This window comes from Bacillus sp. ISL-18 (assembly GCF_018613415.1).
Classification (GTDB): Bacteria; Bacillota; Bacilli; order Bacillales; family Cytobacillaceae; genus Neobacillus.
The window spans coordinates 406,430-422,140 of the sequence record NZ_JAGGQG010000002.1 but is presented as its reverse complement, the minus strand read 5'-3'; the positions used below and the strand labels follow the sequence as shown (position 1 = coordinate 422,140).

The 15,711-nt window shown below is 39.0% G+C and carries 10 protein-coding genes; all 10 read right to left on the bottom strand.

Going from position 1 to position 15,711, the window contains the following annotated elements; translation table 11 throughout:
• Positions 1–38: 38 nt before the first annotated feature.
• The 10 genes from J7E81_RS02155 to J7E81_RS02110 all read right to left on the bottom strand — a co-directional run bounded on the left by J7E81_RS02155 (position 39) and on the right by J7E81_RS02110 (position 15,649).
• Complete coding sequence (locus J7E81_RS02155; protein ID WP_215040491.1) at positions 39–1,136, bottom strand: Gfo/Idh/MocA family protein; 1,098 nt, start codon at positions 1,134–1,136, stop codon at positions 39–41.
• A gap of 20 nt (positions 1,137–1,156) precedes the next feature.
• A complete protein-coding gene (locus tag J7E81_RS02150) occupies positions 1,157–2,029 on the bottom strand; it encodes a sugar phosphate isomerase/epimerase family protein (protein WP_215040490.1) in 873 nt (290 codons plus the stop codon).
• Positions 2,030–2,162: 133 nt separating this feature from the next.
• Complete coding sequence (locus J7E81_RS02145) at positions 2,163–3,758, bottom strand: glycoside hydrolase family 43 protein (RefSeq protein WP_215041185.1); 1,596 nt, start codon at positions 3,756–3,758, stop codon at positions 2,163–2,165.
• Between the two features lie 265 nt (positions 3,759–4,023).
• Complete coding sequence (locus J7E81_RS02140) at positions 4,024–6,867, bottom strand: alpha-L-rhamnosidase (protein ID WP_215040488.1); 2,844 nt, start codon at positions 6,865–6,867, stop codon at positions 4,024–4,026.
• A gap of 163 nt (positions 6,868–7,030) precedes the next feature.
• Positions 7,031–8,755 (bottom strand): glycoside hydrolase family 3 protein, encoded by a 1,725-nt coding sequence (locus tag J7E81_RS02135; RefSeq protein ID WP_215040486.1) that lies wholly within the window; start codon positions 8,753–8,755, stop codon positions 7,031–7,033.
• 2 nt (positions 8,756–8,757) lie between these two features.
• A complete protein-coding gene (gene pgmB, locus J7E81_RS02130; protein ID WP_215040484.1) occupies positions 8,758–9,423 on the bottom strand; it encodes a beta-phosphoglucomutase in 666 nt (221 codons plus the stop codon).
• A gap of 328 nt (positions 9,424–9,751) precedes the next feature.
• Positions 9,752–11,206, bottom strand: a complete 1,455-nt coding sequence (locus J7E81_RS02125) for a glycoside hydrolase family 1 protein (protein WP_215040482.1) — start codon at positions 11,204–11,206, stop codon at positions 9,752–9,754.
• Positions 11,207–11,294: 88 nt separating this feature from the next.
• On the bottom strand, positions 11,295–13,208 hold the full coding sequence (locus J7E81_RS02120; RefSeq protein ID WP_215040480.1) for a beta-glucoside-specific PTS transporter subunit IIABC: 1,914 nt from the start codon (positions 13,206–13,208) through the stop codon (positions 11,295–11,297).
• Between the two features lie 269 nt (positions 13,209–13,477).
• A complete protein-coding gene (locus tag J7E81_RS02115; RefSeq protein ID WP_215040478.1) occupies positions 13,478–14,590 on the bottom strand; it encodes an alpha/beta hydrolase in 1,113 nt (370 codons plus the stop codon).
• A 303-nt stretch (positions 14,591–14,893) separates the two neighbouring features.
• Positions 14,894–15,649, bottom strand: a complete 756-nt coding sequence (locus tag J7E81_RS02110; RefSeq protein WP_215040476.1) for a class I SAM-dependent methyltransferase — start codon at positions 15,647–15,649, stop codon at positions 14,894–14,896.
• Between the last annotated feature and the right edge of the window lie 62 nt (positions 15,650–15,711).

The window sequence follows — 15,711 nt, the reverse complement described above, 5'->3', positions numbered from 1 at the left end:
AAAAGGAGGATTCAATAATCCCCCATTTCTATTTTCGGTTAAAATTCGATTGTTTTTCCTGTCTTGGCCGAGGTATAGATTGCCTCTAAAATCTGTGTGACAACTAATGCTTGTTCTGGTTTAACTAGTGGTTCTGTATCATGAATAATACACTCAAGCCACTGTCTGGCCTCTTTTACACCAGGGTCTTCCGCTCCAGCATCAAAATAGGCAATCCCCCCGCCGGTCGCAGGTTTGGTTTCCACCAGCTTTCCAAATTTCGTGCTATTGAAAACGAGCTCACTTGTAGGTGATTTTGGTAATGCTTTCATTTCTGCGCCGCCTTCAGTACCACATAACGAAGTCATCGCCTCACGAACATCCGTGGTATTTAGTGCCCATGCACATTCAAGAATGATCGTGGCTCCGTTTTGCATCTTAATAAAGCCAAAAGCCGAATCTTCTACTTTAAATGTTTCCGGATCCCATGGACCAAATAAATTACCTTCATGCTTATCTGCAAGCTTATAGAAAACAGAACCTGTTACGGATTGTGGTTTATAATTGTCCATACACCAAAGAGTCAAATCAAGTGCATGTGTACCAATATCAATTAAAGGTCCTCCCCCTTGCTGTTCTACATCTAGAAATACACCCCATGTAGGAACCGCTCTTCTTCGGATCGCATGTGCCTTTGCGAAATAAATATCACCAAATTCACCTTCTCTTGAAGCCTTATACAATACCTCTGAATCATCACGAAAACGGTTTTGGTATCCTATTGTCAGCTTCATACCCGTGCGGTTAGCTGCGTCTATCATTTCCTGTGCTTCTTTCGAATTAATGGCCATTGGCTTCTCGCACATAACATGCTTTCCTGCTTCTAGAGCATCAATCGTAATAAAGGAGTGTTGCAAATTTGGGGTAAGGACATGCACCACATAAATCGAGTCATCCTGTAATAGCTCTTTATAATCGGTATAAACCTTTGACTTTTCGCTGCCGAATTGCTGTGCAGCTTTAACCGCTCTTTCTTCAACCACGTCGCAAAATGCAGTCATTTCTCCTAAATGACTTAGTTTTGCCAATGAAGGCATATGTTTTTGATTAGCAATCCCACCACAGCCGATAATTCCTATTTTCAACTTGTTAGCCATATAATAACACTCCCCTAGAATTATTTTTTGATAGCACCTTTTACGTAATTCTTCATCACGTTTAAATCGTCCGCAATGCTGGTAATCTTATTTCCAAGCTGTCCTTCGTTTTCCACTATTGCATAACGGATGGATCCCAATTCATTCAACTTTTGATAGGTTTCATGAAAAGGAACAATTCCAGTACCAAGATTAACGAAATCATTTGGCTTCACAAGCTCCGTATATAATTTCATCGTATCTGGGTTATCCTCTTGGCTGAAAGCGCTAAATAGATTAACCGGATTGACATGTTTACCTAAATCCTTTTGGTGGATCATATCGCAGCGGCTGCCCAATTTTTCAAGCAATGAGATGGGATCATATCCACCTCTCATCACCCAAACAAGATCAAGTTCAAATTTTACGTTCTCTGAATCTGTATTTTCAACTAAAAGGTCAAATAAGGAAGTTTCTCCTACTCTTTTAAACTCATGTGCATGATTATGATAATAAAAACTTAAGCCCGCTTCCTTGCATTTTTTTCCTAATTGATTAAGATCTTCGGCTGTTCTAAGAGTGTCCTCACGACCTGATATGAAGGCCATAGGGAAAACAATGGACTCACATCCAAGTAATGCATTTTCTTCAATGATCTTATCCCAATTGGCATCAAGGATGGCTTTTCCTGGAGCCACACCTTCATGTGCTGCGAATGCTTTTAATCCCAAATCGTCAAACTTCTGTTTTATTACGGGAAGTGTAAAGGTATCAGTAAACCGTTCACCCGTAGCAAAATTGGCAGAGATCAATTCTACATTTTTGTAACCTATTTCAGCTACCTTTTCTAAGGTACCGAAATAATCCTCATTTAACTCTCTGAATACTGAAAATAAATTTAATCCGATTTCCATCACGTAACTACCCCATTTCTTATACTTTTTTTGCGAACTGAGATTTTTCAAGTTTTTTAGCTCACTATAATACCACTGTTAAAGTCCCTTGATATTTTATAAATTTCTAATCATTTACAAACTATAAAAATGTTTATAAAGAAGAATTCTCTGTATTACTACCTGTTAAAGCAGCTAATAAATCATGTTTTGAATCATTATCTGGTCTATAGCTAAAATAGTCGAAATGCGCTGAAGATGTGGATTCTTTACCATTTCCAGTCGCATACATTCCGAAAAATAGGCCCGTAAAGCCGCCGGCCACTTCAGTTGAGAGCATGGAACTTTCACCTTTACCTAAGGTAATCTTTTCACCCTTTGAGGATATAAAGGAAAAGGTAAAACTAAAATCATCAGCTTTTATTCCAAGGATTACCCTTGGCGAATCATACTCCACTTCTCTTTCCACCTTCCACATGCTCCCCATTCTGCGGCGGAATTGAATAAGGGTTTTTCCACTTTTAAGAGTCTTAGCTATTTCATAATGAAAATTTTCGTTCATAAATACAGTCAGGCCTGCTTCTTCTCCCTCCACATTAGGGATAAATTCCATGAGGGTAGAAATCTCACAATTAAGATGCTGCTGCCTTCTCCCTACAAATGCAGGGGAGCCTGTATCATTCAATGTACATGATTGACCATGAAGGGTTAGCCAGCCAGATCTCTCCATTAACGACCATGAGGTTGGATCTGGATTACGATAAAAGTTCCATTCTAGTGGAAGGGAGGAAGTATTAAAATCTTCTATCTCCTGCCACGGCTGAGATGGGGCTAGTGGAAGTAATTTTGCATCATTCTCTAATTCTGCCTGCCCTTCTTCTCCCATAATAGGCCACCCTTCTTCTTTCCAATGGACTGAAACTAGGTTGGTTTCGCGCCCTAAATGATGACGTTTGAGATAACCGACAGGCCTGATTCCTAGAAACACAGACCACCAGCTGCCATCGACTGCTTGGACTAAATCAGCATGACCTGTCGCTTGGATTGGTTTATCCGTACTTCGATTTGAAAGAACGGGATTTTTCGGATTGCTCTCATATGGCCCGTAAGGACTTCTGCTTCTTGCGATGGTGACCATATGGCCATATTCTGTACCGCCCTCGGCAATTAGTAAGTAATAAAAGCCATTTATTTTATATAAATGTGGTCCTTCCGGAGAGCTGCCACCTGTTCCTTTCCAAATTAACTGACGCTCAGTTAGGAGTTTCCCTGTTTCAATATCTAGTTCAGCCTGATAAATACCTATTGGTTCACCAACACGAAAATCGCATGTTCCAGTTATGTAAACCCTTCCATTTTCACCAAAAAATAAGGATGGATCAATTCCGCCCCAACCCTCAATAAAGATAGGCTCGGACCATGGACCCTCAGAATGTTCTGCAAAAACATAAAAATTCTTCGATGTTGATATATTCGTTGTAATTACATAAAAATGTCCATGATTATAACGGATCGTTGGAGCAAAAATTCCTTGTGAAGGTCCCATATTATGAATGCGTGTAAGCGGTAATTGACTTTCCCGTGTTAATACATGGCCAATCTGTTCCCAATTTACTAGATCCGTACTATGGAAAATTGGGATGCCTGGAAAATATTCAAACGAACTGGTTACCAAATAATAATCTTTACCCACCCTGCAAATACTTGGATCAGGATGAAAACCACTTATGACTGGATTAGAATAGATCATTTCAATATCACGTCCGATTTTTTTTACTTCCAACGGTTTTTATTAGTCTTTTCTACTTTAAGTATAGAACAAATAAAAATCCTTTCCTACCGTAAATACGACTTATTGCTTTCATAATTCCGACTTTTTTTAAAACTGAAAATGAATCAAATGGTAAAGATGAAATAGACCAAACACGTTTTAGTGTTTGGTTTCTATTTCACTTACTCTATGTGTCAAGCATTTAACAATTTGTTTTCATCTGTCATTCCCCTACATTTACTAGTCATTGAACAACTACTTTTATTTTCTCAAGCTTGGAATCAAGATCGTCTAACACCTCTGCAGGGATTGGCATGAACGGCATATGGGACAATTCTCTTAACGATTGATGACCTAAGTTAGTAACCATCTCTTCAGGTAAAGCAGCCGCATGTGGAACCGTTTCCTCCAATACATTTTTTACTTCGTCATTTGCCGCCAATTCACTTAAAGGCATATGAGTACTGTAGTATTTAATATAGTCAACTTCAGGTAAATACTCGAATTCCCAGGTTCCACTGTGTAACTCCACTTGCGCTTTTTTCCCAATTTGAATTGCACTAACTTCTGCTTCGCTTAAAGATTTACCGTTCATTTGGACGTTTTTTACGTCTGCATCTGGCAATTCAACTGTAGCTGTAGCATTAAAGGGAATAACAAATTTAAATGTCAACTGTCCATTTTCATTCAGTTCCCAATGACTCTCGTATAAACCAGCAGCTGAATCCAATGTGGCTTTTGCATACTTCAATCGATAATCAGGCTGTGGTGCTAGTCTGACCTGTCTAAAACCTGGCTGTTCTTCCACAGGGTTGATGCCTGCGACATTTCGATACATCCATTCCACAATCGAACCATAGGCATAGTGATTTAAAGAATTCATATCCGTTCCGCTAATCTTACCGTCCGGCAGTACGGAGTTCCAACGCTCCCAAATTGTTGTGGCTCCCATTGTTACAGCATATAACCAGCTTGGATAATCCTTATTTAATAGTAGAGTATAAGCTAAATCATTGTTTCCGTTCTCAGAAAGCACTCTGCATAGATAAGGTGTCCCGACAAAGCCTGTCTTCAAGTGGTTCTTATCTTTCTTCAATCTTTCACGTAAATCATTAGATAGTCTTTTTCGATGCTCGTCTGGAACAAGGTCCATAAATAAGGCAACAACTAATGCTGTTTGATTATTCAGGGCAAGACGGCCATTTGAAGTAAAGTATTCTGCCCTGATCGCGGCTCTTACCTCATTTGATAGATTTTCGTATTCCTCGGCAATTTCCTTCTTGCCAAGTACCTTAGCTGCTTTTGCCACTAACATAGAGGAATAACAATAATAGGCTGAAGAGATGAAGGCTGTTTCAGTTCCGCCCATTGGCGAATTTGGATCATCTCCATCCAATGCCAGCCAGTCACCAAAATGGAACCCAGTGGTCCACAGCCTTTTTGCACCAGATGCCTCATCGGCTCTCTTGATAAAATCAACCCAGCCCTTCATACTATCGAATTGCTGTTCGAGAATAGCTTTATCTCCATAATGCAGATACACATTCCAAGGGATTACCGTAGCCGCCTCTCCCCATGCACTTGAACCGCCGCCTTTAACAGTTGCCATCGGAACTACCATTGGAACCATTCCATCTTGTGAAGATTGTTCCTGAGCAAGGTCATAGCCGTATTTGCTAAAGAAAGCATAGGTATCCATATTGAAGGCAGCTGTTCCTGAAAACACCTGCGCATCTCCAGTCCAGCCCATTCGTTCATCACGCTGCGGGCAGTCTGTTGGTACATCTAAGAAATTACCTTTTTGACCCCATAATGCGTTCAGGAATAATTTGTTAACCAATGGATTGCTTGTTTCAATACTTCCCGTTTGGTCCATATCAGAATAAAGAACGCAGCCTGTAAAATCTTCCTTATTCAGTTCATCAGACCAGCCGGAGACTTTTACATATCTAAAGCCGTAGAAAGTAAAATGAGGCCTTACAACAGATTCTTCTCCGTTGGAAATATATCTAAATTCTGCCTTAGCTGTCCGAAGATTGTCCTGATAAAAATTTCCCTCCTGCAAGAGTTCGCCATACTGTAAAACTATTTCCGAACCTTTTGGAGCATTGGTTTTAAATTGAACCCAGCCTACCATATTCTGACCCATATCAAGCACGGTTTCTCCAGCTGGTGTTTTAATCACTTCAATTGGCTTTAACTCTTCCTTTATGACTACTGGCAAACTTAATCTTGCCTTTAATCTGTCGTATCCCAAATCAATTTCCTTTACATCGTAAGTGATTGCGTCTTTTGAATTAGCATCGAAAATTTCGCCGTCATAAATACCACTAAATAAGATTGGACTCTTTCTTGCTTTCCATGAATTATCAGAGCTGATTTTCGAAGTTGTTCCATCTGCATGGTTAATAACAATTTCACATAAAAAGGCATACTGATCACCATAAATTTCATTTTCTCCGCCTTCAAAACCAAAGCGGCCCTTGTATAATCCATTTCCAAGACTAACTTCGACGGAGTTTTGTCCCGCTCTAACTAGATTGGTAATATCATAGGTCTGGTATTGGAGCCATTTGTCATACGCATTGAAATTAGGGGTAAGATATTCATCCCCAGCCTTTACACCGTTAATCTCCATTTCATATAAACCCAATCCACATACATAGGCACGGGCAGAAACCACTTCTTTTGACAGGCCAAATTCCTTTGTTAAAACAGGGTGGATCTCTTTATCAAAATCTGAAGTAATCCACTTGGCATCCCAAGATTCAGCTAGTTTTGCTGTTTCAAACCAAGCAGTATCACTTACAGCCTCATCCCCATTATCAGCCCATACAGTAACACGCCAGTAGTATCGGGTGTATGATTCAAGAGTAATCGGAAGTTCAAAAGCAAGGCTGTCAATCTCCGTACTTTTACCGCTATCAAACACACTATTTATGAATTCTTCATCGAGTGCTACCTGGATTTGTGCAGCTGTTTGTTTGGCAGCATTGGTGTCATAGGCTACATAAGATAAACGAGGTCTCCCTAAATCAAATCCTAGTGGATTAGTAATCCGGTTGGTTTTCATATTTTTTATTCTCATTTATTCGCTTTCCTCTCCATTAAGTAGATTTCTAATTATTAATTTTAGCAAACGCTTTAATTTATTTTAATATTCATATGAAATATAAACATTGCTCGAATCAAAGATTAGGTTTATATAGATGAGAAGCACTCCATACGGATAATGGAGTGCTGTTGCTCATTTACAATCTAGTCTCCCATTTGCCACAAAACGGATCGACAGGACTCTTCCCTTTAAACGCTGCCTTTCCTAAAATTTTATCAACGATTGCTTCTACTACAAACTCATTAGACGAATAGGCATTAATATAGGTTCTCACCATAGGAACATCCTGCAGGTGGTATGGGTTAGCAACCGAAATAAACAGTGTCGGAATATCTTTAACAAACCATGGTGCGTTTGCATTTAACGGCTGCTGCCAATTAACTCTTACCGTCGTTTGGTTACTCGCTGTTTCAAGGTTGGCAACGTATATGATAAGATCATATTTCGCTTTAAAATCGTTCACACTCATAAACAGCTCCGGGAAATTTACTTGCTTGTCATTATAAAGTTCCACTTGAAAACCGGCATTTTCAAGGGAGTTGATAAAAGGTAGGGTTACCGAGCCGCCTTCCTTTAGTCCTCCTTCTTGATCACCTAATACATATAGACGAACCCTCTTGTATTGCTCAGCATTAATAGGTAATAGTTTTTGAGTATCCTTAACCAATGTGACGGACTGGTCTGCACATTCTTTTGCCCAAACCTTATGTTCTTCACACTGTAAAAGGGACAATTCCGCTGCTCCTGGTACTAAAGTCCCCATTTCCTTTTGTGCATGAAGACCTAATGATGCTTTAAGAGCAAGTACTCTAGTTACGGCTTCATCTACTCTTTCCGAAGTTAGAATACCTGTTTCAATCCCTTTTAACATAAACTCATAATCTTCTTTTATATTACGGTTGAAGAGGAACATATCACAGCCTGAGGCAATTGCCTTAGGTACGGCAACTTCTCTTCTTTCTGATGTAGTAAACCCTAGCATTGGGGATGCATCAGTCACAATTAAACCATTAAAACCTAACTTTTCCCTTAATAAGCCATTTAGTAACTCTGGTGCTAGTGTGGCCGGCATAATTTGCTCATCTTCAATACCCGGCAATAGTTCTCTTGAATATTCAGGGAGCATGATATGGCCCGCCATAATCGATTTCGCCCCACTGTCTATCAGTTCTTGATAAACCATCCCAAAAGTTTGGTCCCATTCTTTGGTAGATAAGGAGTTTACAGATGATAAAAGATGCTGATCTCTGTCATCCACTCCATCCCCTGGAAAATGCTTAACAGCCGCTGCGAGGCCGCTTTCATGAATTCCCTTCATAAAAGCTTTAGACATTTGCGCAACTCTGATTGGATCAGACCCATACGTTCTTACGTTTGTAATTGGGTTTCGATAATTCATATCAATATCAACAATCGGTGCAAAAGCCCAATTACATCCGGAGGCCCTTCCTTCACGGCCAGCTACTAATCCCAGTTTATAGGCCATACCTTCATCGTCTGTTGCAGCCACCTGCATCTGTTTTCCGAAATAAGTGCCATCCGTAGCAATCCCATTTCCGCCGGCTTCCAAGTTAGCAGAAATTAGTAAAGGAATAGGAGATAACTCTTGTAACGACCGATGTGTTTCCTGTATTTTTGCACCCGTATCGGGACGATACATAATGCCGCCAGGATGATATTCGTTAATAAAGACTTCTAACTCTTGTTTTTTGTCTGAGCTGCCGATTGGACAAAATAATTGCCCCACTTTTTCATGTAAGGTCATCGATTGAAGGGTTTCTTCTACCCATTCGATGTCTTTATCGCTTAGGAAGAAGGGGTTACTTTTTAAATGGGCCAGACTGGCATTAAGTTTTATCATTGTTACCAACTCCTAATCTCATTAACTTCTAACAGGTGGTCTATATCTACATTCGTTAGATCTTGTAATTTGATATCAGCATTTAAACAAGTAGCTGCGGAACCTATCCCGACCACCTTCATCCCAGCAGCCTTTGCAGCGTCAATTCCTGCTTGGGCATCTTCCATAACAGCACATTTTTCTGGCTGTACACCTAGCAACTCCGCTGCAAGTAAAAACACCTCCGGATCTGGCTTACTATTTTTGATGCTATTTCCATCCGCAATGGCGTCAAAGTTGGAAGCTAGTCCAATTTGTTCTAAAATAAAAGGCGTGTTTTTACTAGAAGAGCCAATGGCTATCTTTATATCTCTTGCCTTTAGAGCCAATAATAGATAAATGACCCCAGGTAAAATGTCATTTGGAGATAAGTTGTTTAGCAGTTCACAATAAATCGTATTCTTTCGCTGAGCAAGAAATTGCTTTTCAGTATCACTATAGTTTTTATCAGAATGACTCAGAATAATATCAAGACTTTCCATTCTGCTTACGCCGCGAAGTCTTTCGTTTATTTTCCTATCAAAATAGATGTTTTCTTGGTCGCTGATTCGTTTCCATGCTTGGTAATGGTATTCGTCAGTCGAAACAATTACACCGTCTAAATCAAAAATGACTGCAGATATTTTCATAGTTCCCATCCTTATATCAAAAAGTAAGCGATGTATCCACCAATCGTGGTATCACCTGAAAGCGTTTCCTATCACTATTATTATGATATAAAAAACAGCCTTAAATCGCTTTCCCCTTTTTGGCTGAAAACAGGCAGATATTTGTTCTAATTTTTTTTTCGATGTCTACTTAGATTAGGGAAGAATGAAAAAAAGAGCCCTTAATAATAAGAGCTCTAGCCAACTACATATTGTATTTAGTCATCTTTTATAATTTTATCCCGCCTGTATAAGACCAAAGTTATTCTTTTTGCGGCCTCATGTCATGGCCCCATCATCCATTTTCTAGTTAAAGCTTCTCTCCATCAGTGGCAATAACATCTTTGTACCAATGAAAAGATTTTTTAGGAGTGCGTTTTAATGTACCATTGCCATAATCATCTTGATCAACATAAATGAACCCATATCGTTTAGACATTTCGGAGGTACCCGCACTGATTAAATCAATACAGCCCCAAGTGGTGTATCCAATTAAGTCCACTCCATCCTGAATGGCATCTCCCATTGCCTTGATGTGCTCGCGCAGATAGTCAATTCGATAATCATCTTGAATCGAACCATCTTCTTCAACCTTGTCATACGCACCTAAGCCATTTTCTACAATAAATAAAGGAACTTCATAGCGGTCATACAATTTTTTCAAGGTGATTCTTAATCCTGTAGGGTCAATTTGCCAGCCCCAATCCGATGTTTCAAGATAAGGGTTCAAAATCCCGCTGGAGAAGTTTCCTTTTTGTTTCAATTTTTCAGGATCACCGCTCGCCACCATCGTCATGTAGTAACTAAAAGAAAGGAAATCTACAGGGTGTTGCAGCAAGATTTCTTCATCACCAGGCAGCATCTCAATATGGATATTATTTTTTTCAAAATAACTTAACATATGACTTGGATAATAGCCGCGAACCTGAACATCTGTGAAGAATAGATTCTTTTGATCTTCTTCCAATGCAGCTAGTACATCTTGTGGATTACAGGTTTCTGGATATACTTCCATCCGAGCTAACATACAGCCGATTTGCGCACCAGGAATGATTTCATGACAAGCCTTAACTGCTCTTGCACTAGCCACAAATTGATGGTGAAGTGCTTGATAAACGGCTTGTTCCTTATGCTCTACGCGGTCGATTAGAAGACCAGAACCGATATATGGTGAAAATTGTGAGATATTGATTTCATTAAAAGTTAACCAATATTTGACTTTATCTTTGTAACGATTAAAAACGGTTTCTGCATAACGGACAAAGAACTCCACTACTTGACGATCTGCCCAGCCGTTATATTTTTGAACTAGATTAAGAGGAATTTCATAGTGTGATAGAGTCACTAAAGGCTCAATCCCATATTTTTGTAATTCAGCAAACACCTTGTCATAAAAAGCAAGACCTTCTTCATTAGGAGTCAGCTCATCTCCATTTGGAAAAATACGCGGCCAAGAAATAGACATACGGAAGACCTTAAAGCCCATTTCCGCAAACAAGGCGATATCTTCCTGGTAACGGTTGTAAAAATCAATACCGCGTCGCTTTGGAAAGTTTTCACCATCCCCTAAGGATACTAATTCTTCTAATTCTTTTTCGCTTTTAACATCCATCTCTGGATCATTTCCGCGTTCCTCTTTTGGCACAAATTTAACCATATCGAAAATGGATAAACCTTTGCCGCCTTCATTATATGCACCTTCTAATTGGTTCGCTGCGGTTGCGCCGCCCCATAAAAAGTTTTTAGGAAATTTAAAGTTTGTCATTATTTCTTACCTCCAATAATATGTAGGATTATGGTTCCAGCTGCTTTAAGACCGGAACCATATCCTTTTTAGATTGAACCTGAATTATTTATACAAGAACTAAAAGCTCTTCATTTTTATCAACTTTTCCTGCTTGTAATACCTTAATTTCTTTATAATCTGGAGTGTTTGTAACAACAATCGGTGTTACGACTTGATAACCAGCTGCTTTAATTGCTTCTACATCAAATTCAACTAATAAATCCCCAGCTTTTACAAAATCACCTTGATTTACATGAGCAGTGAAATGTTTTCCATCTAATTCAACCGTATCCATTCCAACATGAATGAGGATTTGTGCACCATCTTCAGATGTTAGACCAATCGCATGTAATGTTTTAAACATAAGGGTTACTTCTCCATTAACAGGTGAGAAGACTTTTCCTTCAGATGGATTGATCGCTACACCTTTACCCATGGCTTCACTTGAGAATACTTGATCTTTTACTTCAGATAAAGGAACGATTTCACCTTTGATTGGGCTAGCTACGGCTACTGGTCCATCTTGTTTTTTCACTTCTACTTTTGTTGCTTCTACTTTTGTTTCTTCTTTGCTTGCTGTGTCTTTGAATCCAAACAAATAAACTAAAACAAATCCTAGGACGAAAGATACGACAATCGCGATCATTGCACCCCAGAATGGCATATCAAGTCCTGTACCTGGTTTGATATAACTTGGAATAGCGAAGATTCCCATGCCGCCAAACATCCATAATTTACTTCCAAAAGCACCCATCAGTCCGCCGCCGATTCCACCAGCAATACAGCTCATGATGAAAGGCTTTTTAAGCGGTAAGGTAATACCGTAAATCGCTGGTTCTGTTACACCGAAAATACCTGAAATGAATGCTGGGATACTTAGAGATTTCAACTTCTTGTTTTTAGTCTTTAACAGAACAGCTAGAACAGCACCAGTTTGTGCAAATGATACGAAAGTGACTGTAGCTAAAACTGGGTCAAAATGCATTGACGTAATGTTGTTCATTGCAATTGGAACAAGTCCCCAGTGAAGACCAAACATAACGAATACCTGCCAGAAACCACCAAGGATTAAACCAGCGACGATTGGGCTTAAATTATAAATCCAGATCGTTGCTGCACCTAGTAAACTGCCAGCCCATGTTGCAATTGGTCCGATGACTAGGAAAGTTAATGGAACCATCACCATGATGGTTAAGAAAGGAACTAAGAATGTTTTTACTACATCTGGGATGATTTTCTTGAATCCTTTTTCTACCTTTACTGCAAAAAATGCTGCTAATACAATCGGAATAACGCTTGAAGCATAACTCATTAAGATAACGGGAATTCCTAAGAATGTGATATGAATATCAGATTGGAATAACGTTCCTTTAAATAAAGTGTAAAGCGGCTTTCCTGCTGACAGCGCTGTCAATCCAGGATGAACAAGTGCTGCAGCGATGGCCATACCGACAAACGGTGTACCGCCAAATTTTTTCATGGCTGTGTAACCTAGGAAGATCGGCAGGAAATTGAACAAGCCATCTCCAGCGATATTTAACAGGTTATACGTTCCAGAAGTCGCTTCCACCCAATGCAAAGCTAAGAATAAAGCAGCCAAACCTTTTAACATACCTGTTGCAGCAAGTACACCTAAGATTGGCGTAAAAACACCTGAAATCATATCAATAAATTTGGCACCTAGACCGACTTTTTTACCATCATCATCATTTGAAGCGCTTTCACTCACTCCGCTAAGACCGCCCACTTCTAATACTGCGGCATACACATCTGGCACGTGATTTCCGATAACTACTTGATATTGTCCGCCACTTTTCATGACCGTAACAACACCATCTAAGTTTTTAATATCCTCAGTTTTTGCCTTGTTTTCGTCTTTCAACTTGAAACGAAGTCTTGTCACACAGTGGAAAACACTATTAATATTATCTTTTCCGCCAACTAACTCGAGAATGTCTTTTGCTAACTTCTCATATTTCATGTTAGTAACCTCCATAAATTTTAAAATAGAAGAAAAATAGAATTTCGCGCGCGGAAAGAATAACAAAAAGGCAGGCAAAACCAAAAGCACGGACCGTTCGAGCAATGCGCTCGGGACGATCATGTGATTTAGGTTTTGCCTGCCTGACCAGTAACAATCCTAGTAATATTCTGTTATCGCTTTCATGTTTATACTATACTATCATACTAAGATAGTTGTCAACGCTTTCTTATAGTTTATTTAATAAACCATATATATATTTTTTGTATTTATATTTCCCTAATTGCCTTTGCTATCTCAATACACAGATCTTCTGCCTGGGGAACATGGCCTAATTTATCAATAAAGGCATGGGTCATCCCTTTATAACGGAAACAAGTGGTTTCTACTCCTGCATCCTGAAGCTGCTTGGCATAAAACTCTGTATGAACACGTAAACCATCAAATTCGGCTCCTGAAAGAATGGCTTTTGGCAGACCTGCATGTGATTCGGCCAGCATTGGACTAACATATGGATTACAGATATCTTCCTTGTCTGCAATATAAGCTCCTAAAAAAAGGTTCTCTTCAAATTTTGAAGGTCTTCCAAGTGAAATAAGCCCATTGATGATGTCCTTGTGCTCCTCTGACTTTTCAAAGAAGTTCTCACTCCACTCATATCCGTCAACCATGGCATCCGCTTGTGTAACTGCTGGATAGATCAGTACTTGCATCGCAATTTTTGGTGTTCCTTCCTCTCTTGCTTTTAGACAGACTGCCGCTGCATAATTTCCACCGGCACTATCTCCGCCAACACTGATTTTTCCAGGGTCTATTCCATAGGCTTCGGCATAATCATAAACATGCTTTACCGCATAATAATTGTCATTAAAACCATTTGGAAATGGCTTTTCTGGAGCTAAAGAATAATCTACGTTAAACACAACAGCATCTGCTAATTCAGCTATCAATTTACAGAAGTTTTCAGCGGTATAGACGGTGCCCCCAATCCAGCCGCCTCCATGAAAAAATACCAATGCAGGCCGTTTTGGATTCTTTACTGATTTTCTGGGATAGTAGCGCCACAAGCCTACTGTATTTCCGCTATCTGTAATTTCTTCATATTTTGTATGTATTTCTACGGTGTTTAAATTATAGTTGGGGAATCCCATGTTGTCTCTCATAATGGGAATTAATACTTCCATTGGCGGAATTGCTGCAGGTTCTTCCCCATCTAGCTTTCCTGCCCAATGATTATCCATAAGACTTAATTCCATCGGATCTAGATATCCTGGTCTATCTTCACCAGGGCTTGGTTTTACGATAACCTTAACTCCGTTATTTTCGATAATCGTAGTTTCCTTTTGTAGTTGGTCAATGACGTTTGGATCATATTTGCGCATGATAAAAACCTTCCTTTCTTAAGTTCTAGACAATACATCATCCATCAGGTTTCTCAATGAATTTAAAACATATTAACCTAGTAGTATTAAAGTAGAATCCATTTCTAGAAAACGCTTTCTTATATAAATTTTTATAATATACATATTTTATTAATCATGCATCCCTTTTTTTGACTCAAAATAGGCAAAATTTTGTCTTAAACATCGTTGTATTGGAAAAATTAAGATGCTTATATTTTCATTATGTTACAGCGGTCTCAATACGTAGACCAAATAAATAGAAAATAATCAGTAATTAAAAAATTATACTTTACCGAAATAGCTTCTTGTAATATTGGGTATAACTAATTTCCCATTATTGCTATATTTTTCAAATAAATTAGATAATGCAGTAATGAAGGGATGATATTCCTTGTCGGTCTTTTTAGGAGCATAGGAGGCCGATAAATACCTGCCCAAAAACCCACTTAAATCAAATGGCAAATCATTACGAAAGTACTTTAGTTCATACTTTCCATCTTTAAAAAATTGAGGAAATGCAATCGGAGTTTCCTCCATACCGCCGCTAAAACCTTTAAAATTTTGGCAGTACTTTTGGCAAATATCAGCACTTTCCTTGTTTATATCACTGGACCCATCCCGGCTATTCCATACAAGGGCCACTTTCGCATCCTGTTTCAAAATCCGTTGACATTCCAATCTGAACTTCTCCATGTCAAACCAATGAAATGCCTGTGCTACTGTTACTAAATCTATACTATTATCATTTATAGTTGTGTTTTCTGCAGTGGCTTTTAACGAAATAAAACGGGAATTCGCCTTCAAAGTTTGTTCCGCAACAAATCTCATATCATTATTTGGTTCCACTCCGATTACAGTAAATCCTTTTTCGAGCAGCTGGCCACTTAATATTCCAGTCCCCGAGCCAATATCCGCGATCATACAATCCTCATTTAAACCAGCTTCAGAAATTAAATAATCAATATATTCAAGTGGGTAGCTGGGACGATATTTTGCATATAGCTCAGCTTTGTCTGTGAATTTATCTGTTGATTTCATAATTCATTCTCCTTTTGTTTTGTACGTGTACTATTAAAATTCATTTAAATGTTTCTTCTTAA

Coding starts and splice junctions, on each gene's coding strand:
- J7E81_RS02155 (WP_215040491.1), bottom strand. CDS start 1,136: ATGGCTAACAAGTTGAAAATAGGAATTATCGGCTGTGGTGGGATTGCT.
- J7E81_RS02150 (WP_215040490.1), bottom strand. CDS start 2,029: ATGGAAATCGGATTAAATTTATTTTCAGTATTCAGAGAGTTAAATGAG.
- J7E81_RS02145 (WP_215041185.1), bottom strand. CDS start 3,758: ATGATCTATTCTAATCCAGTCATAAGTGGTTTTCATCCTGATCCAAGT.
- J7E81_RS02140 (WP_215040488.1), bottom strand. CDS start 6,867: ATGAGAATAAAAAATATGAAAACCAACCGGATTACTAATCCACTAGGA.
- J7E81_RS02135 (WP_215040486.1), bottom strand. CDS start 8,755: ATGATAAAACTTAATGCCAGTCTGGCCCATTTAAAAAGTAACCCCTTC.
- pgmB (WP_215040484.1), bottom strand. CDS start 9,423: ATGAAAATATCTGCAGTCATTTTTGATTTAGACGGTGTAATTGTTTCG.
- J7E81_RS02125 (WP_215040482.1), bottom strand. CDS start 11,206: ATGACAAACTTTAAATTTCCTAAAAACTTTTTATGGGGCGGCGCAACC.
- J7E81_RS02120 (WP_215040480.1), bottom strand. CDS start 13,208: ATGAAATATGAGAAGTTAGCAAAAGACATTCTCGAGTTAGTTGGCGGA.
- J7E81_RS02115 (WP_215040478.1), bottom strand. CDS start 14,590: ATGCGCAAATATGATCCAAACGTCATTGACCAACTACAAAAGGAAACT.
- J7E81_RS02110 (WP_215040476.1), bottom strand. CDS start 15,649: ATGAAATCAACAGATAAATTCACAGACAAAGCTGAGCTATATGCAAAA.